General features: G+C 51.9%; 12 protein-coding genes and 2 pseudogenes. All 14 read right to left on the bottom strand.

Annotation, left to right across the window (positions count from 1 at the left end; genetic code table 11):
• Positions 1-33: 33 nt before the first annotated feature.
• Positions 34-1590 (bottom strand): glutamine-hydrolyzing GMP synthase, encoded by a 1557-nt coding sequence (gene guaA, locus E3J62_00740; GenBank protein ID TET47624.1) that lies wholly within the window; start codon positions 1588-1590, stop codon positions 34-36.
• The gene (locus E3J62_00745; protein TET47625.1) at positions 1568-3859 is read right to left on the bottom strand and encodes a hypothetical protein; all 2292 of its coding nucleotides are present in this window, start codon (positions 3857-3859) and stop codon (positions 1568-1570) included. The genes guaA and E3J62_00745 overlap by 23 nt, the downstream gene beginning before the upstream one ends.
• A 26-nt stretch (positions 3860-3885) precedes the next feature.
• Positions 3886-5439: pseudogene (purH, locus tag E3J62_00750) on the bottom strand (bifunctional phosphoribosylaminoimidazolecarboxamide formyltransferase/IMP cyclohydrolase).
• A gap of 32 nt (positions 5440-5471) precedes the next feature.
• Complete coding sequence (locus E3J62_00755) at positions 5472-6695, bottom strand: 2,3-bisphosphoglycerate-independent phosphoglycerate mutase (GenBank protein ID TET47626.1); 1224 nt, start codon at positions 6693-6695, stop codon at positions 5472-5474.
• Positions 6679-7515, bottom strand: coding sequence for a PHP domain-containing protein (locus E3J62_00760; protein ID TET47627.1), 837 nt, complete (start codon positions 7513-7515; stop codon positions 6679-6681). Before E3J62_00760 ends, E3J62_00755 begins: the two co-directional genes overlap by 17 nt.
• 24 nt (positions 7516-7539) lie before the next feature.
• The gene (locus E3J62_00765; protein ID TET47628.1) at positions 7540-8358 is read right to left on the bottom strand and encodes an AAA family ATPase; all 819 of its coding nucleotides are present in this window, start codon (positions 8356-8358) and stop codon (positions 7540-7542) included.
• A 23-nt stretch (positions 8359-8381) separates the two neighbouring features.
• Complete coding sequence (locus tag E3J62_00770) at positions 8382-10652, bottom strand: tetratricopeptide repeat protein (protein ID TET47629.1); 2271 nt, start codon at positions 10650-10652, stop codon at positions 8382-8384.
• Between the two features lie 23 nt (positions 10653-10675).
• Positions 10676-12385 (bottom strand): annotated as a pseudogene (gene ftcD / locus E3J62_00775) (glutamate formimidoyltransferase).
• 15 nt (positions 12386-12400) lie between these two features.
• A complete protein-coding gene (locus E3J62_00780) occupies positions 12401-12817 on the bottom strand; it encodes a putative toxin-antitoxin system toxin component, PIN family (GenBank protein TET47630.1) in 417 nt (138 codons plus the stop codon).
• Entirely contained in the window at positions 12811-13116 is a 306-nt protein-coding gene (locus E3J62_00785) for a DNA-binding protein (protein TET47653.1), read from the bottom strand. Before E3J62_00785 ends, E3J62_00780 begins: the two co-directional genes overlap by 7 nt.
• A 113-nt stretch (positions 13117-13229) precedes the next feature.
• Complete coding sequence (locus E3J62_00790; protein ID TET47654.1) at positions 13230-14474, bottom strand: imidazolonepropionase; 1245 nt, start codon at positions 14472-14474, stop codon at positions 13230-13232.
• A 22-nt stretch (positions 14475-14496) separates the two neighbouring features.
• Positions 14497-16170: a urocanate hydratase gene (gene hutU, locus E3J62_00795; protein TET47655.1), complete on the bottom strand. Its 1674-nt coding sequence runs from the start codon at positions 16168-16170 to the stop codon at positions 14497-14499.
• A 1-nt stretch (position 16171) separates the two neighbouring features.
• Positions 16172-19024: a DEAD/DEAH box helicase gene (locus tag E3J62_00800; GenBank protein TET47631.1), complete on the bottom strand. Its 2853-nt coding sequence runs from the start codon at positions 19022-19024 to the stop codon at positions 16172-16174.
• Entirely contained in the window at positions 19025-20296 is a 1272-nt protein-coding gene (thiC, locus tag E3J62_00805; protein ID TET47656.1) for a phosphomethylpyrimidine synthase ThiC, read from the bottom strand.
• Positions 20297-20668: the final 372 nt, after the last annotated feature.

The following is a 20668-nucleotide window of genomic DNA, read 5'->3' on the forward strand; positions in this document are numbered from 1 at the left end:
ATTGAACGGGGAGTGGCGGTGAAGAGGGTGGGGTTACTCCCACTCTATCGTGGCGGGGGGCTTTGTGGACACGTCATAGACGACGCGATTCACATTCTTCACTTCATTGATTATCCTGGTGGAGATTCTGGCAAGTACATCATGCGGAATCCTGAGCCAGTCGGCGGTCATGTAGTCCTCAGTGGTCACTGCACGCAGCGCCACAACATTCTCATAAGTTCTTCCATCTCCCATGACACCAACGCTCTTGACTGGCAAGAGGACTGCAAAGGCCTGAGCGACCTTCTTCGACCTCAGGCCTGACCTTTCAAGCTCCTCGAGGAAGATGGCATCTGCTTCCCTCAATATATCTAACCGATCCCTGGTTACCTCACCGACCGTCCGCACTGCGAGACCAGGACCCGGAAAGGGCTGCCTTTCAACAATCCCCTCCGGCAGACCAAGCTCCCTTCCCACCGCTCTAACTTCGTCCTTGAACAGGTCCTTTAGAGGCTCTATGAGTTTCAGTCTCATAAGCTCAGGAAGACCTCCTACATTGTGGTGGGTCTTTATTGTCGACGATGGACCGTGGACTGAGCTAGACTCGATCCTGTCTGGATACAGCGTGCCCTGGGCCAGATAGTCTACCTTACCCAGCTTTTTCGCCTCTTGCTCAAATACCCTTATGAACCTCTCTCCTATTATCCTTCTCTTGTCCTCGGGATCGGTGATAGATTTCAATCTGCTCAAGAAGCCTTTTTCATCGTCTACATATATAAGGTTCATTTTAAACTTGCTTTTGAATGTGGAAAGTACCTCTTTCTCCTCCCCTTTTCTCAACAGCCCATTGTTCACGAAAATACACGTGAGCTGATCCCCAATCGCCTTGTGTATCAATGCCGCTGTTACTGCTGAATCCACGCCCCCAGAGAGGCCGCAAATAACTTGACCGGCACCAACCACCTGCCTGATGCTTTCAAGTGAATTCCTTAAGAAGGATTTCGGAGTCCACCCTCCTTCGCATCCACAAACGGAAAATAGAAAGTTCTTGATTATGTCGTTCCCTCTGGGAGTATGGACCACTTCCGGATGAAACTGAATCCCATATATCTTCCTATCCAGGTCGCCAATCGCAGCATAAAGCGAGTTGGTGCTGTGCGCCAGTTGTTCGAAACCAGCGGGAATCCCGGAAAGCCTGTCTCCATGACTCATCCATACTTGAATCTCTGGAGGTAGACCTTTGAAAAGCCTTGCTCTCTTGTCAATCAAAAGCTCAGCTCTTCCATACTCTCTCTGTACAGTGGCCGCCACCTTTCCTCCCAGGAGAGAGGCTATCACCTGCATACCATAGCAAATGCCCAGAACGGGTTTACCCATATCGAAGATGTGCTTGTTGGGAAGCGGGGAATTCTTGTCGTATACGGAGGAAGGCCCCCCGGACATCACAAACCCTTTTATGTTCCCATCTTCTGTGCTGTCGATCTGGAAATCGAAAGGAACAATCTCACAGAAAACAGAAAACCCTCTGATTCTTCTTGCTATGAGCTGGGTATACTGAGAGCCAAAGTCGAGTACGACTATCTTCTCTTCAACCATTGCCCGCTTGGTCATCAGTCTTCATCCTTCTAAGGGCAGACTGAGCGGCAATCTGTACTGACCTGCTCTTGTCATCTACTGCTTTCTCAACTACCGACCTGGCAGCATCCCCCCCAATTTTGGCGAGCGCAAAGAGTGCATTGACTCTCACAGCATCGGGATACTTAGGCCTCCCCATAAAGGCAGTCTCTTCTATGAGTTTGGTCAGACCCTCGACTGCCGCCACATGCCCCATCTGTCGCAGGCTCCCGCATATTGTTTTCTGAAGGTCCTCATCTTCCAATTGGAGGGCCATATCGCAAAGCGCAAGTGCTCCCTTCTCACCGGGAACCTTAGCCAGAAGCTTGATGACAGTGTCTCTCACTTTTGTGACCGGATCACCCAGCGCCTCTATTAAGATCCTTTCAGCTTCGGGATCCTTTGTCCTCGCGATTCCCTCAAGCGCAATCTCCCTTGTCAGTAGTTCCTTATCCTTGCTCAGCATCTCCAACACTTCAATCGCCCTTGGATCTTCAAACTCAGAAAGAATAGTTGCCACATCGCGCCTGATAAACCAGCTCTCGTCACGGGCTGCTTCAACAAGGTGCGGCATTGCATCGGCACCAATGTTTGTTATCAGGTCAATCATCCTCCTTCTCAGGAGCTTGTCCTCAGCCTCACGGAATATCTCCATGACGAGTGGCATGGCTTCCTTGCCCATGTTCACAATTGCGTCTCTCACTTCCTTGTAGATGCCCGACTCCCATAACGCGGACAAAAGACTGATAAGAGCATCTGTGCCGCCAACCTTGCCCAAGGCCTGCACAGCCCTTTTCCTTTTCTGCTCCGATGAAATCTGCTCTGTGAATGTGGCCTGTATCTTCTCGGCTATATCGGTTCTCCCTGCCTCTCTCATCTTCCTGGCTATCTTCTCCAGAACAGACACATAAGCCAGGTATACTTCGAAACTGTCCTCCTTGTCCATTTTTCCTCTGAGGATCTTGATCGACTTTTCGGCAAGCAAGAACTTCTCTTTGTCGATGAGACCTAGCAGCATCTCACCAAGGCTTTCGGCACCCCTCTTTCTCACGTCCGGCAAAGAATCGTCAAGCGTTTTCATAAAAGGTTCTATCATCAAGTCGATATCTCTCCTCCCCAGAGTGCCTGATGCTTTTTGCTTCAGCTTTTCCAGAGAGTCTTTTGATGTGACAATTGCATCCTCCTCAACTATTCGCACAGTCCCCTCACCACTGTCTCCCGCTAATAGTCTTCCCTGTAGCTTCTCCAGAAGGTCGTCCTTCCTGTCTTCTTGGATCGAGAGTGCATCCAGAAAAGCACGCGCCTCCTTGACTACGTCCTCGCTTTCAGTGGCACCTTTCTTGGCAGCCATTTCCATCATAAGGTCAATTATTTCAGAATCTGAGAGTGTTTGCAGGTTATTTCTTATCATCTCGGCCATCTTCGATTCGAAAGTCTTCTTGTCTTCAAGCTTCGCTTCGATTGCCGGCTTCACTCCAGCTACAAACTTTGCAAACCACTTTGTGAAGTCTTTTCTCCTGTCATCCCCGTATAGAGACAGCATCTTGGATACAACCTTCTGCATGTTCGTAAAGGCAATCTCACCGTCGGTTCCACCACCAACACCACCACCGGCACCACCAGCTTCCCCTCCACCAACACCACCACCGGCACCAGCCTTCCCTGAAAGAACAAGTTCTGCAATCATCTCAGGGCTTCCCCAAACTGAAGGGCCATCTACACTTAAAGACTGCATAAAAGAGTCCCAGTCAAATGTTCCCGAGCCAAAACCTGGACCGGTGTCACCACCTTTCCTCGACACAATACCGTATTCAACCTCATTCAACCCAACCCCCTTCACATCCGCATCCCTGAATGCCTCCGTTGCACCGCCAGCCTCCTGCAAACGGAGCTTATCCATGGCCAGAACCTGGAACAGCCCCTGAAGGTCTATGGGCCTGACAGCCGGAGAAAATGAGATAGATCTGATGTCTGTCCTGGCCAGATCTCTGGACAACCCCTGTACAGCAGGGACTGATACTTTGTCCACCTTATACCCTTCTATCATAAGCGTATTCTCGAACAAGACCATAACAAGTTCTTTCCTTCCTTCCAGGGCCTGTATCAGAAGTTCGTGAGTCTCGCTCGTACTCTTAATCACAAAAGGGTGGCCAGCGGGATATGAACGCACATTCCTCAGAGAGCGAGCGAGATGCTTCACAATCTCCTTGACCAATCTTGCAAACTCCGGATCCTCTCCAGACTTTTCCCTCGTATCATCAAACATCTTAGACCACCTGAAATGTTGTTGGCCTAATGCCTAAAGTGCCTTCTCTTCGTAAATATCATCGCAATGTCATTCCTATTGCAAGCATCAATCACGTCTCTGTCCCTTATGGATCCCCCCGGCTGGATTATGACGGTTGCGCCGGCTTTAGCTGCTACCTCAACAGAGTCTGCGAAGGGGATAAAACCGTCCGAAGCCATGGCCGTCCCCACAGTGTAGGAGCCAACGCCCCTCGCTTTCTACAGAGCCAGTTCAGCAGAATCCACACTACTCATCTGCCCCGCGCCTATTCCTATCGTTCTGTCCTGTGTACCGAATACTATTGAATTAGACTTAACATGCCTGACCACTTTCCATGCGAATGTGGCAGCCTCCATCTCCTTCTCATCAGGCTTTCTATGCGTCACAATCTCCCATGCACGAGCATTGTCTTCGTCATCATCTGCGTCTTGAACCAAAAAACCTCCTTTGATTCTCTTGAAATCCAGACTTCTCGATGCGCTCCTGCCGCCCAGCGAAGGAAGCTCCATCACCCTCAAGTTCTTCCTTTTCTTGAGCTTCTCCAGAGCCGCACCATCGTACGAAGGTGCGATCAAGCATTCAACAAAAGTGCCGGCTATCTCCTCGGCCGCCTCCGCATCAACCTTTCTGTTGAGGCTTATTATCCCGCCGAAGGCAGACACAGGATCCGTGAGGTGGGCACGCCTGTAAGCGTCCACAGCACTCTCTCCGAAGGCGACTCCACAAGGGTTAGCATGTTTTACGACCGCACAGGCGGGTCTGTCAAACTCTGAAACGATGGCCACCGCAGCATCCATGTCCATGATGTTGTTGAAAGAAAGCTCTTTGCCCTGGATCTGCTTTGCAGAAGCCAGAGAGTATTCAGAAGAAAACTCCTCCCTGTAGAATGCTCCCCTTTGATGGGGGTTCTCCCCGTACCTTAAATCCTTTACCTTTTCAAATACCAGCCAGAGAGTCCTGGGGAACTCCATGTCCTTCTTTGACCCCTGTAAATACTTGTATATCGCTGAATCATAGACGGAGGCCAGTCTAAAAGCCCTCCTTGCGAACTCCAGCCTCATCTCATCAGATACGTCGCCGTCTCCTGTTATCTCCTTCAGGACGTCATCATATTGATTGGGGTCGGTCACCACCAGCACACCTTCATGATTCTTGGCAGCCGCCCTTATCATAGCGGGTCCGCCGATGTCCACATTCTCCATAGCCTCCTTCATCCCGCACCCACCCGCCACCACCTCCGGAAAAGGATACAGGTTGCAGACCACCATGTCTATGGGCGAAATCTGATTTGCCGATAGCTCCTTTTCCTGCGACGGGTCGTCTCTTACTGCAAGTATTCCCCCGTGTATAACAGGATGGAGAGTTTTTACCCTCCCGCCCAGAATCTCCGGAAAGCCCGTGAGCGAGGAAACCTCCACAACCTCAACCCCGGCATCCCCCAGGCACAACGCTGTGCCTCCGCTGGCTATTAGCTCAACGTTCAGGTCCGTGAGCCCTCGGGCGAAATCGGCTATCCCAGTCTTATCATAAACGCTTAGCAGCGCCCGCTTGATTGTCAACAAAACCTCCCATCTACTCAGAAACCCAAAGTCTATGCACCAAATTTATCTAACTTGCCTGCATGGGCAAGCATCAACCCCATCCCATATTTGGCCTCAAACACGCCCAGGCATCCTCTGGCACATTCCCCCTCTGTGAACCTGTCGGCAGAATCGATCCTCGCACCTATTGATTTTATCATAAATGGGTTGGGATGCCATGAATGTTTTTTCATGGAAGCAGGGGTCGAGTGATCACCTGTGACCACAAAAACATCGGGCTTCAGCTCTAATATTCTATCCACAGCTCCGTCAGCCTCTTCGATGAAACCTACCTTCTTTTCGAAGTCCCCATCCTCTCCGGCCATGTCCGTCAATTTATAATGTATGTAGAAGAAGTCGTAGCGGCCAAATAACTCCTCCAGCGCCGTCACCTGGCTTCCCCAGGTGCTTTCGCACCCGATTATATCCATACCGACGATATTAGCAATACCTTTATACATCGGGTAGGTGGCAATAACGGCAGGTCTTAAATGGTAAAGATCTCCGAGCGTGGGTATCTCAGGCCTGCCCGAAAACCCTCTCAGGATGATGCCCGTCGCTTCCTTCTCCCCGGTCAGGACATCCAGAACAGTCTCCATCAGGGAGTTCACAACGCGTGCGGTCATTTCGCCCTCCGGGTCAGAAGCGGTACACTCTGCATAGTGCTTCATCTCCTCATGAGGGTCAGTATCGAACAACTTAGAACTCAGGCCCTTGCCCGTAAGTATGAGGACAAACCTGTGTTCCTTTCCAGGAACAAATTCAACGCCCACCCCGTCCACTTCCCCTATCCTCTCGTTCAGGTGCGCGCACAGCCTTGCATTCTCCTCGGTCCTGAGTCTCCCAGCCCTTCGGTCTCTTACCACCCCGTCCCCGTCTATCTTGCAGAAGTTTCCTCTTGCGCCGATCTGTTGATCTGACAGGGTCTTTCCCACACCGTACACCTCGAGCGCACCCCTGCTGATTTCAAAGACCAATGGGTCGTAGCCAAAAAGAGCGAGATGGGCCGGCCCACTCCCTGGTGTAATTCCAGGCAGGACTGGAACGGATAGGCCGCATGACGCACCACACGCCAAGCTGTCCAGATTCGGAGTCCTGGCAGCCTCCAGCTCAGTCTTCCCGTCCTTGGCCAGCCCGCCTACCCCATCAAGGACGAGAAGGACAATCCTGGAACTGCTCTTCCTTGCCAGCGAAGATAACAGATTCAAGTAGGCGCTCTTAGATGGCAACGATATTTTCCCTTGCTGACTTCAACTCTTCGAGTATCTTATACGGAACTTTAACTTTTCCGAGAAGTGGCCCATTCTGCCTTTCACCATGGCAGTCGGAGCCACCAGTCATGATCAGATCATAGGATTTGGCTATTCTGGCAAGCCTCGTTGAAGTTGAGGAATCATGCTTCGAATGCCAGACCTCTATGCCTTCCAGCCCCTGCCTGACAAACTCAGGTATGATCTCATCCCTGCCCACCGTTCCCGGATGGGCAAAGACGGGGATGGCGTCCACAGACTTCAGAAGGTCGAAGGCCTCTCTTGGGCTCATCTCCATCTTGGGAACATATGCAGGTGAATGGTAGCCGATGTATCGGACAAAAGCCTCGCCGAAATTCTTGACGTAGCCGTTCTTCACCAGGACCTCGGCAATATGAGGGCGGCCAACTGCACCACCGCTGGCCAGATGTTCGACCTCAGCCATACTAAGCTCTACTCCCAAACCCTTTAGCTTCTTCACCATCTTTACAGCGCGGTTGAATCTCTCCTCCCGAACCCTGGATAGCATTTCGAGAAGGCCTGTGTCCGTGTAGTCCACATAGTATCCCAGAATGTGAATATCGAGTTCATAGGCCGTGCAACTGAGCTCCACAGCAGGGACCACCTCAATCTCTTTCTCAGCCGCAGCACTCACCGCCTCCTCAATCCCAAGGGTCGAGTCGTGGTCTGCTATTCCAACAGCCGAGAGCCCCGCGGCCTCCGCTTTCTCTACGACCTGGGCAGGGGTGAAGGTTCCGTCGGAATAGGTGGTATGAACATGCAGGTCAACGTATTTTCTGTGCATGAGCTGCACTTTCTCTTCGACTTCTCAGGTTGTCATCCCCAGATCTTCGGCTGCCTCCTCAATCATTGACTCATCTATAGTCTCCCTCTTCAGGAGAAATCCTTCCAGAAGAACATTGTCGCACAGGAAGTTTATCAGACGCGGCTTTCCCTTAGAGTAATGGTGGACCAGCTCAATAGCCTCATCACTGAATATGTTATTCTCGGCACCAGCAACGTTGACCCTGTATCTTATGTACTCCTTGGTCGACTCAACCGACAGGGGATGAAGATGGCACCTCATCCCTATTCTCTGAAACAGGGGTTCGTCGAGTCTCAGACGACCCTCCATCTCAGGCAGGCCAAATAGAATAAACGTGATGAGATGTCCTTCGGCATACTCGATATTCAGCAGGCCACGCAATTCCTCCATTATGTCTTTGGTCTGAAGCATGTTCGCCTCGTCAATCAACACAACAGCCTTCTTGTTCTGGTCACTTATCTCAACCAGTCTCTTGTAGAGTTGTGCAATTATATCTACTCTCCCGACCTCTCCGGGTTCCACCCCAAACTGCATAGCTATTTTTCTCAAAAGCCAGATGGGAGTGATTTCCGAGTGAATGATGATCAGCAGAGCCGTCTCGTAGTCCCTTTGCGATGAGAAGAGCCCAAGCATCCTTCTGGCTAGAGTCGTTTTTCCTGTACCTATGTCTCCGGTTAGAATGGCAAGACCTCTCATCGTTTCCGCAGCATAGCTGAGCTTTATGATAGCTTTGGAGTGCTGCGGGCTGTCGTAGTAAAACCTGTCGTCATGTGTGTCGGAGAAAGGCTGTTCATTTAGGCCATAAAACTGAGTATAGTCCATGCTCACCCACCTTCAAAAGGCTCTTACACGTAACTTATCTTACCCTTCTTCTTTGGTGCTTTCTTCTCGGGCCGCTTCTTCTTCCGCTTCGGTTTCGGCGGAGCGGGAGCCTCAGCTTCTGCGGCAGCAGCCTCTACCTCCACCGCAGGAGCCGGTTCGGCCTTTTCAGGCTGGACGCTCGCTACCCTTGCCTCAATATCCTCAAAATTCGGATCAAATCCCTTAACCTTCAAATATGCAGTAAGGGCATCCTTCTTCGCTCCCAACGCCTCATATGCCCTACCGATGTTATAGAAAAGACCGATCTGCTCCTCTGGGACCGACACCTTTGAGGAAAGCCCTGCCTTAAGATGGCCTACGGCTCCCTTGTAGTCTTTCTTCTCCAGGAAAACCCTTCCCAGCATTTCAAACGCCTTTGCGGCCATATCAGGGCTCTTTGATGTCTTTGTAAACTCCTCTACAGCTTCGTCAAGAAGACCCATCTCCTTGTATGTTATCCCAAGGTCATAATGGCTGGAGTAATCTCCAGCAGGTATGTTCTCCTCCACGCCACTCTTGAACTCCTGTAGAAGCTCCGCCATGGTGAGGAGTCCCGCTCTCTTTTTTGGCTCCTCCCCGACCTTGAACCTGGCCGGCCGTTCGGAGCTCACCTCTTTTATTATGTCATCAAAGTTCACATTACCGCCAGTCTGAACAGGTTCAGCCTCTACACGTAGTCTACCCTTCGTCCGCCCAGCGGCCGGAGCAGGCTTGGGTTTGGCCTCGGGCTTGGCCTCGACAGGCTCCTTGGCAGCAGGCTCTGCCACTTGCTCAACCGCGCCGGAAAGTTTGGCCTGTGCCACATCGTTCTGGGGGTCAAGCTTGAGCACCTTCTTGAAGATTGAAATCGCCTCTTTGGCTGCCCCCCTTGTCTCCAGGCAGTTGCCAAGACCAATATAGGCTTTTACCAGTTCTCCTGTATCGCCTTTCTTCTGCGCTGACTGCGCGATCCTCTGGCGGGGTCTCAGTTCCAGAGGTCTCATTTCAGCTATCCTTTCATAGATCTCAGATGCCTCATCATACGATTTGTCTCCAAAATAGGAGTCAGCGGCATTGTAAAAGTATTCCAAAGCTTCTTCTTCGTTCCCTACGGAGAGGCACAAGTCAGCCAGCTCCACATAGCTAGCATAGTCTGTCGGAGAGCTCTTGAACATCGGTTCATATTTATCTTTCTTCAACCCTAGCACCGCTTCTGCTTCCTCCACAGTCAGATCAGCAATATCTGTCTCTGCTTTTTCCAGTTCTAGTAATTCGGCCTCCGGTTTCTCTGCCTCAGCAGTGACCGCATCCGACGGCTCTGTCTCAACAGCAACCGGACCCGTCTTCTCTACCTCCAGCGCTACTGCTTCCGATGCCTCTGGCTCACCGGTGACAAGCTCTGGACCCATACTCGCTGGAGCCTCAGTCCTTTCTATCTCAAGGTCACTGGTGGTCTGTTCGAACGTTATCTCAGAACTCGGCGCAGCCTCCTCGGGAGCAGTTGCTGCGATTGGCTCCTCCACAGCTGGAGCCTCGACCTCTGTAGGCGCAGGTTGAGGCGGTGGCTCTGCTCCCGGCTCCCTTAATCCGGGAGGCAACTCCTGAACACCTGAAAAGGTAGTACGAGTCTGCTTTCCTTCTTCCGTTATCGGCCCAGCCTTCACCACCTTCTCAGGCTCTATGGAACCACCCAGTGCCTTTATCCTCGCCTCAACACCTTCCGCATCTTCAGTCTTGTCCTGCTCTCTGAAGAGCTTGGCCACTTCCCTCAGCTCTGATACGGCATCGCCACTTCTGTTTCGGGCAAGATACATATCGACAAGAAACAGTCTGACGTCTAGCTTCTTGGGCATGATCTCTTTTATCTTCTGGTAGGTGCGGAAGACCCTTTCCATCTCACCCTTTGCCTTCATACGGTCGCTAAACTCGTTGTACTTGGCTACTGCCTCGCCCAAAAGCCCTTGCTTTGAATAGAGGTCGCCCATCTCCTCATATACAGTTGCCCGATCTGAGTCTGCCCTCAGTACCTTCTTGCAGACTGCAACTGCATTTGTAAAGAATGCCTCTTCTGTGTAAATCTCTATGGCCCTCTCGAATTCCATGATGGCCTGTTCCCTGTCACCCATCTTGAGGTATATGTCTCCCATGAGGTTGTGCACGCTTGCATCGCTGTCGTTCTCTGCGAGAAGCTTGTTGTACTCCTGCAGCGCGAGCTCGTACTCTCCCCTCGCTGAGTGCTCAGCTGCTAACTGTTTTACTGCAGCCTGACTTGCCAAGAGACAAAACCTCCTCTATTCTTTTACATCTTCGATCTAACCAAATCCAGAATCGCCTTCGAATTCGATTCTACGAGTTCGCAGATACTATCCGCCTCAGCCTTAGCCCTGTTTCTGAAAGCCTCATCCTCAATGCCGGGAAGGTTTATGAGCACATTCAGCATGGCGCCATTTACAGCAGTCTCAAGCTGAAGTGCCGCGACCCCGGCATCAGAAATGGAATTTTTGTTACCTTTGAGAGCAACCTTGGAACATATATCCGTACCCTCCAGACATCTCCTCATTACCTTCAGAGGAGTCTCAGTGGCAAGTTTTGTTGCAGTCTCAATCTTTTCCTTGCGCACCTGCTTCTCCTCCTCTGTCTCCTTGGGCATCTTGAATGCCTCCATAACCGAATCGAAAGATCTTGCATCCTCTTCAATGAGGGTCTCCATTTCCTTGCGGAGATTCTCTGCACTGGAAAGCACCTCTTTCATCTCTTCTTCAACATCAGCGTACTTCTTCCTTCCAATGGTCAGGTTAGCTGCCATGGCCACCAGAGATGCTCCAATTGACCCCGAGAGGGCAGACACCGACCCTCCACCCGGTGTTGGAGCCTTTGATGCAAGCACATCCAGAAAATCACTCAGTGTTTGCCCGCTAAACATCACTCCTCCCTTCTCCAGAGCCTGAAGGGCTCTTCATGTCTATCCGCTTTTTCAGATCCGGTATTCAATTATCTTCTCCTGCGGTTTGAATGGAGCAAGCTGAGACAGGCCCAGCCCCTCAATGGCGGCCTGCACAAGCTTCTCCTCCGACGCCTCTGTGCTTTCCCCAGCCTTGCCCAGAAAGTACTTACCAGCCAGGATCATCGGGGTCAAAGGAGTCATACCAACAATCTCGCTGCCAGTAGCTTTGACGTTGAGGCTCTCCGCCTCCTTTGAAACCTCCTCAAATGCGACATGTGGAGGCGTGATTTCATAGTTAACCAGGTTGATTGAGACCTGAGTTATGCCGTGCTCTTCGAGTGGAACTCCCATGGCCTTGACTGCTTTCAGAGACCCGGGTATCCGCTTAGTCTTCCCTTTTTCGTCCTTAACAACCTTTCCCTGTTCATCTCTGACTGGTCCACCACTCTGCCTTATTCTCATCGCTATCTGATTTGCTATCCCTACGTCGTCTGTCGCCAGGTTCACGTTGTATGCGATCAGGAAAACTCGAGCCCCTGTAGCCGTGGCCCCAGTAGTCGCATTGAATGAGGCAGGTCCGAAGTCAGGCTTCCAGGCAGGGTCCTTCAGCTTTTCGGCAAGTGCCTCGTATTCTCCCTTTCTGACAGCAGCAAGGTTCTTCCTCTCAGGTCTGGATGCGGCATATTCGTAGAGGTACACGGGTATGCGCAGTTTCTCGCCTACCTCCATGCCGTATTTTTTCGCAATCTCAACACAGTCATCCATTGAAACGCCCCTCACCGGGATAAACGGCACAACGTCGGTCGCACCCATCCTTGGATGCTCACCCTTGTGCGCAGTCATATCTATGAGATTGGCAGCCTTCGCTGTTGCCGCGAACGCTGCCTCCCATACTGAGGTGGTGTCGCCGACAAACGTCACTACCACCCGGTTGTAGTCACCGTTTGGGTCGACATCCAGAAGCTTCGCACCTTCTGTCTTCTCAATCTCATCTGTAATCGCTTTGATCACGGCCATATCTCTGCCTTCACTGAAATTCGGTACGCATTCGACTATCTTGTCCATCTCACCTCCAGCTTTTTAGTGCCTGTATCCAACAGAGTGTGCCTTTACGAAGTTCTCCGGAAGAGCGATTGTGATACGTCTGTAGGACTCAAGTCCAAGAAGATGCTCATCCTTCGTAATGAGAAAATCGGCCCCTCCTGCCACCGCACAGTCGAGGAACATGTCGTCGGTGGGATCCTCCCTGATAACGTCTACCCTCTTTGCTGACCCCACAGTTGAGACCCATGGACTCTCTGAAAAGAGACTGACAAACTCTTCCTTCTCCCTTGCCGTTGCCCCCATTTTGGACGCAATTGCCGCATACTCGCGCAAGAGGGGTTGAGAAACGCAGAGAATGATCTCTCCAGACTTCCACAGTCCAATGATAGCTCTGGCCGGTCCATCCCAGAAACTCTCAGCGAGAGTGCCCGTGTCAAGGACGAGCTTTACCACGTGCTACCCCCCTCAGACCTTATCTCAGAAAGAAGGTCAGGGACCGACTCCCTGGTCAGTCCTGACCTTTCTGCCTTGGATCTTATCTTTTCCCAGATGCGGTCTACCCTTACCGAGAGTTCTCCCGTGTTGTTTTTCTGGCCAACTATCCACCTGTCTATGTCGTCCCTGTCAAACCGCCACCTGTTCCCCACCTTGAAGCCGGGCAATTCACCTGTCTGGGCCTTTCTGCTCACAGTCTGAGGGTCAAGGCTCAGGTATTCGGCAACATCCCCTACAGTCATAATACGTCCAGGCAGCATCTCCTCCTTTAAGGAATGAAGAGATTCCAAGTGTCTAACAAAAAATAACAAATCCAGGAGGATTTGTCAAGCGTTTTCTTGTATTTTTTTGTGTTTTGTTGTATTTTCTTCTACACGACCAATTTCCCGTTCTTCACCACCATCGCCACTGGATTGCTTCCAAACCAATACGGCACTTGAAGATAGCTCTCCAACCGCAATATCAGCACGTCAGCTTTCTTCCCCGGCTCAAGACTGCCCACTTCTTCTCCAAGACCAACAGCCCAGGCCCCGTTCACAGTTGACGCAGTTATCGCCTCGGCCGGAGTGAACCCGTAGAGAAGGCACGCCAGGCCAACCACTAAGGGCATATGGCTTATTGGTGAACTCCCGGGATTGAAGTCGGATGCGATTGCAACCGTAACCCCTGTGTCCACCATCTTTCTTGCTGGAGCCGCTGCCTTTCTCAGGAAAAACGAAGTACCAGGGAGAAGGACTGCCACAGTTCCGGCCTCCTTCATCGCATTCATCCCCTCCCGGGACGCAAACACAAGATGGTCTGCGCTGACAGCACCCAGGTCCGCGGCAAGCTCAGCACCACCCGAAGGCTTCAGCTCGTCTCCGTGCAGTTTGAGAAGAAGACCATTCTTTGAAGCTGCCTCGAGTATCCTGCGGGACTCTTCAACAGTGAAAAAACCTTGCTCGCAAAAGACATCACAGAACCTGGCGAGCTTCTTTCTCGCCACGTCCGGGATAGCCTCTATCACCTGAACAACATAGGATTCCCTGTCATCTGAGAACTCCTCCGGCAAGTCGTGCGCACCTAGATATGTCGGAATCAGGTCAACTGGATGCCTGGCGTTGAGATCCCTGATTGCCTCCAGCATCTTCGTCTCAGTTTCATTATTCAAGCCGTAGCCCGATTTGACTTCTGCAGTGGTGGTACCCCATCTAAGCATCTCATCCAGTCTCGGCTCAGCGAGATCTATCAGTTCATCTTTCGATGCCTGGCGAGTCTTCTTCACAGTTGATTTGATCCCGCCCCCCTTCTGTGCAATCTCCATGTAACTCGTCCCCTTCAGCCTCAGTTCGAACTCCTCCTCCCGGGAGCCTGCAAACACAAGGTGTGTATGCGAATCGACAAAACCGGGCATAACCACCCTTCCGCTCGCGTCTATCTCCCTTTCAGACTCAAACCGGCACTCCTCTGTTTTCCCCGCGAAGACTATCCTCCCATCCTTTACGGCTACGGCACCGCCCTCAACTATTCCCAAATGAGACATGGCTTCGCCAGTCCTGGGTCCTTCTGGACCAGCGAGAGTGAGTAGCTGTCTTGCGTTCCTGATAAGGAGATCTGCCTTGCCTGAGTCTTTCACATCGCCTCGAGTCTTGTCTTGACTACCATTCACCACTGTCGCCCTTCCAACTCATCGGTATTTTTACCCCTTTCTCCTTAGCGGTTTTTCTGGCGAGGTCGTAACCCGCGTCGGCATGCCTCGCAACACCTATGCCTGGATCGTTCGTCAGGACCCTTTCAAGCCGTACTGCCATCTCATCGGTGCCGTCAGCCACGATCACCTGGCCTGCATGAATCGAGTAACCTATTCCCACCCCTCCTCCATGGTGGACTGAAACCCAGGACGCTCCTGAGACCGCATTCAAAAGGCCATTCAGAATGGGCCAGTCTGCAATCGCATCTGACCCGTCCTTCATCCCTTCGGTTTCACGATGGGGCGATGCCACAGAGCCGGAGTCTAGATGGTCTCTCCCGATCACAATTGGCGCCTTCAACTCTCCCCTGGCCACCATGTCATTTATCAACTTCCCGAACCTGTCTCTCTCTCCATATCCAAGCCAGCAGATCCTTGCAGGAAGACCCTGGAAAGGGACCTTTTCCCTGGCCAGCCTTATCCATCTTGAGAGGCCTTCATCTTCAGGAAATAGCTTCAGAACCGCCTCATCGGTCTTATAGATGTCCTCTTCGTCACCCGACAGGGCAGCCCATCTGAAAGGCCCCTTACCTCTGCAGAACATGGGCCTTATGAATTCAGGAACAAAGCCAGGCATGTCGAATGCGTTCTTCACGCCAGCCTTCTTTGCCTGACCCCTTATGTTATTCCCGTAGTCGAATGCGACCGCACCCCTCCTTTTCATCTCAAGCATTGCATCCATCTGCTTGGCCATCCATTCGTATGAACGTCTTATGTACTCCTTTGGGGCTTTCCTTCTCAGCTCGAGTGCTTCCTCAAAAGGGATTCCGCCTGGTACGTACCCGTTCAGTTCATCGTGCGCTGAAGTCTGGTCCGTCAAGACATCCGGGTTTACCCCCCGCCTCACCAGTTCAGGGTGAGTCTCGGATGCATTGCCCACCAGTCCCACAGAAAGCGGTTGCTCTTTTTTCACCGCATCCTCAACCATTTTCAATGCCTCATCCAGGTTCTCCACCATCACGTCGCAGAAACCCTGTTCTATTCTCCTTTGTATTCTCCTCTTGTCCACTTCGACATCGAGTACGACCCCTTCGTTCATGGTAACGGCGAGGGGTTGGGCTCCGCTCATCCCACCCATTCCAGCAGTGAGAAGCCACTTGCCTTTCAATGAGCCCCCAAAGTGCTGCCTTGCGCATTCTCCAAGAGTCTCGTAGGTTCCCTGAAGAATCCCCTGCGTGCCAATGTATATCCAGGATCCGGCGGTCATCTGACCGTACATTATCAGCCCCTTTGCTTCCATCTCCCTGAAGTAGTCACCAGTGGCCCAGGCCGGCACAATCATGGAGTTGGCGATCAGAACCCTGGGTGCAAAGTTGTGGGTCTTGAATGTCCCGACGGGCTTCCCTGACTGGACGAGCAGAGTCTCGTCATTCTCCAGCTCCTTGAGAGACTGGACTATGGCCCGATAACATTCCCAGTTTCTGGCCGCCTTGCCCGTCCCGCCGTATACGATCAGATCCTCAGGTTTCTCCGCAACCTGTGGGTCAAGATTGTTCATGAGCATTCTCATCGCAGCTTCCTGGTGCCATCCTTTGCAGGAGATTGTGTTCCCTGTGGGCGCTTTTACTGGCTCGTACTTCATTTCAAGAAGCCTCCTCTTCTTTTTTCTCATCCTCTTCCCTCCAGAATTCGTCTATTTTCTCTATCACTTCATGTTCTGTTGAACAGAATTGCACGTCAACCGGTACCGAATCGAGAAAAAGCTCACCGTATGATGCTGATCCTATTCTCGAGTCTGCGATTATCACGACACCTCTGTCGCTCTTGTTCCTTATGAGCCTGCCAAAACCCTGTCTGAACCTCACCACCGCCCGGGGAACCATGTAGGAAGAAAACGGATCAAGAGACTGCTGCTGCAGGGCCTCGGCCCTCGCCTCTGTAATTGGCTCGTTTGGAACAGGGAAAGGGAGTTTTCCTATGACCACCATCTCCAGGGATTCCCCTGGAACATCCACCCCTTCCCAGAAGCTGTCCGTTCCAAACACCACCGAACTCCTGTCTGCTTTGAACTCCTCCAGCATCCTGGTCCTCGATCCGGATTCACCCTGCACAAGAACAGTTATTCCATTGTCTACAAGTTTCCCAGAAACTCTGGAGGAGAGCTCGTTCAACATCGCATATGAAGTTACTAGCACGAGTGTCCCTCGCCTCGTCCTGAGTATCACCTTTTCAAGAAGTCTCGCGGCCACATCCTTGAATTCTGGGCTCTGCGGCGATGGAAAATACCTGGGAAGAATGGCAAGTACCTGTTCGGAGAAATCGAAGGGCGAGCCCAGAAGAAGAGTCCTCACCCTTTCCCCCGGGCACTTCGTCAATCCACTCCTTTCAAGGAAGAAGTCGAACCAGGTGGCAACTGTCAAAGCGGCAGAAGTGAATATCAGTGAGTCCACATTTTCATAAAGCATATCACAAAGAGCCTGCCCCACGTCAATCGGCGCGGACCTCATCTCGCATATCCGATTCGAATCCCTCCCAATCATCTCAGTCCAGTAACAGTGATTCTCATCCCGAGCGGCGACAAGGAATTCGATGTCGTCTGAAGTTTCAAGGAGATCCACCTCACGCGCTGCAAGTGACTCTAAAATATCATCAAACTTTCCGGCACCCTCTCCTTCCGCGGCCCTGATCCACGCGGCAAGACCAGAAAGACCATCCTTCAGTTGCTTCAGCCTTGAGGCGAGCTCCATACCATCTGGCATGACCGCGGCGATTCTGTCCTCGCCCTTTCCATATCTTCTCCTTCCGAAGTCTGAAGCCTTTGATGTCATTCGGCCCAAATCGTCGAAGAACCGACGCGCAAACTGCCTCGCTTCAGAAGTCACCCTTTTCAACCCCTCAACACTCTTTGTCAGAGCTTTCTTTTTGGTCCCAAGCCGCCTCTCTATTCGGCCCAGAAGACCCCCTGCGTAACCACGGTCAGGGGATATGATATCCAGCATGCCCCCTATGCTCGCGTAACTCGCTTTTCTTCCCATGTGCTCAGTTGCAGCCTTCTCCAGATTGTGAGCCTCATCGATGATCAGTCTGTTGTAGCTCCCTATGGCCCTGCTCTTGGCCATAAGATCAGAAAGAAGAAGAGAGTGGTTCACAACGACAATGTGCGAATCGGCAGCCGCATCCCTCACCCTGTTCAAGAAGCACTGGGAATGGAAGGGACACTTCTTCTTGAGACAGTAATTCCACTCACAGCAAATCGCATTGAGGGTACCCCAGTAATCCCTGGCTCTGAATCCAGTACACTCAGAGAACTCGCCGGTTTCAGTCTCTTCTAGCCAGGCGAAGATGGGCAGGACTCCGATTCTCTCCTCACAAGCGAGATTAGCCTCTGGCTCAGAGATCAAAGACTGCCACTTCGTCTTGCATAGATAATTACCCCTCCCTTTCAGGAGTGCCGCTTTGAAATCGAAGAAAAGAGACTCTGATAGAGACGGTATGTCCTTGTTGAACAATTGGTCCTGGAGGTTCTTGGTGTTTGTGGAGACGATCACCCGCTCACCGTTCTTCACGGACCACAGTATCGCAGGCAGAAGATAGGCGAGTGACTTGCCCGTGCCTGTACCAGCCTCCACAACAAGGAATCCATCCTCATCAAAACTTCTGGCACAGGCTTTGGCCATACTCACCTGTTCAGGCCTGTGTTCAAATCCCGGGAGCGTGCTCGCCAGCTTCCCTTTCTCCCTGAAATAGAGAGAAACAACCTCCTCCCCCAGATATTTCTTTTCTTCCTCTTCCTTCGATTCAGCCTTTCCCTTTCCAAAGATATTTCTGTGTCTATTCTCGTAGTCTGGTGAGAACTGAACGCCATCCACAGAAAGGAGAGCGGACTTCAAAGCAAGTTTTTCAGCTTGAAGAAATAAGTCCTTCTCGCTCCATGTACAGTCCTGTACCATCCTGTTGATACTGTTGAGAACAGCCGGTCCCATTCCCTTCATCCTCTCGCAGAGACAAAGAAACAATTTCGCAACTGAGGAGGCGTCTTCACCGGCTCTGTGTGAGACGTCTGAATAGAGGCCGAACCCCTTCAACAGCGTCTCCAGCCTGTGATTCCTGGCTCTGGGGATGACAATTCTTGAGATGGCCAGCGTGTCGTAGATAGGGCCTTTGACCTCATAACCACTGGCCTTGAGGAATCGGATGTCAAATTGGGCGTTGTGGGCAATGACCGGCAGATCGCCAGCAAAATCCTTTAGGCGTGGAAGTACGTCGCTCAGCGGAGGACTCCCCACCAGGTCTTTCTCGGTGATCCCTGTCAACTGCCTTACCCTGTAGGGAATCTCCTTGTCAGTCGAAACTAACTGCTCAAAAGTCTCAACAACCTCGCCCAACTCGACCTTCGCTGCGCCCACCTCTATGATGTCGTCTTTGGCATAGTCAAGGCCGGTCGTTTCGAGGTCTAAGGCCACGAAACGGTCCAGAATGAAATCTCGTTCAGCCATCTATTTCTTTCTGAGAGTGCTGCGAAGGTTCTTGAGGGAGCAGAACTCGCCGCACATGGAGCAGACATCATCGATACTGCTGGGAGTTGAAGCCTTCAGGGCTTTGGCCCTCTGTGGATCTATGGCCAGACCGAACATTCCAGGCCAGTCAAGACTCTTCCTCTTCCTGGACATCTCCAGGTCCCACTCCTTGGCCCCAACTACGCCTTTTGCGATGTCTCCTGCGTGAGCGGCAATTCTTGAGGTGATGACCCCTTCCTTCACATCTTCAATGTCTGGAAGCCTTAGGTGCTCAGAGGGCGTTACATAGCACAGAAAATCCGCACCGGCAGCCGCGGCAAGGGCTCCACCTATGGCTCCTGTGATGTGGTCGTAGCCAGGGCACACATCTGTCACAATGGGGCCAAGAACATAAAATGGGGCACCATTGCATATCCTCTTTTCCATGAGAACATTCGCCTCCACCTGGTCAATGGGGATATGCCCCGGACCTTCGACCATCACCTGAACTCCAGCATCTCTTGCTCTGACAACCAGCTCACCCAGAGTCACCAGCTCATCCATCTGCGCCTTATCCGATGCATCTGCAATACATCCGGGCCGCATCCCATCACCCAGACTGAGCGTAACATCGTTCTCTTTCGCCATGTCCAGGATTTCATCGTACCTCTCATAGAGCGGATTCTCTCTGCGGTTGTGGCACATCCACTCAAAAATGAAGGTGCCTCCCCTGCTCACCACATCAGTCACCCTCTTTTCTCTGGAGAGTATGTCCACAGACTTGAGGGTGACACCACAGTGGATTGTGACAAAATCAACTCCGTCTTCGACGTGGGTCCTGACCGCCTGAATCATCTCATCTCCGGTAACCTCAACCAGGGGCCGGCCGCTCTTGATGCATTCAATCCAGGCCTGATATATGGGAACCGTGCCCACAGGAACAGGAGATTCATCCAGGATTGCTTTTCGGATCTCATCTATGTCGCCGCCAGTCGAAAGGTCCATGACGGTATCTGCGCCAGCCTCAACCGCCGCCTCTACCTTCCTCAGCTCAAGCTGGACATCGGCCCTGTCCTGGGAAGTCCCCAGATTTGCGTTCACCTTTGTCCTGAGGCCTTTGCCAATGGCAACAGGCTTTATTCTTCTTCTCCTGGTGTTCTTGGGCAGAACGATTTCACCAGAGGCTAGACCGCTTTCTATCAGCTTGGGGTCTACTCCTTCAGCTTCTGAAGCCATCAAAGTGAGGGCATGCTTTTCGTCTGTCTGTGCCATGCTATGTGTCCTTTTGCGCTCCACTCCCAACCATTTAATATAGCCCATTCCTCCCCCCAAGTCAATGCCCATCCTCGCTATACCCTTACACGCGAAATTCCACCCAACACCCTCACACCCCTTCGAAATTCCACTCCACCCTCTTCCCCACCTTCGAAATTCCTCCCGACCCCCCCACCCACCTTCGAAAATAGAAAATCGAAAATCGGTACCGCATGGGGACAGGCACCGGGTTGTTGCGTTATGGACAGTGTGTGAGCTGACACCCTGTAGGGGCAGGGTCTCCCTGCCCTTCGGGAAAGGGCGCGGAAACCGCGCCCCTACAACTCATCCCGGCAATCTTCGATCTTAGATCTGCGATCTTAGATGTAG

This window comes from candidate division TA06 bacterium (assembly GCA_004376575.1).
Taxonomy (GTDB): Bacteria; Hydrothermota; DG-26; order E44-bin18; family E44-bin18; genus E44-bin18.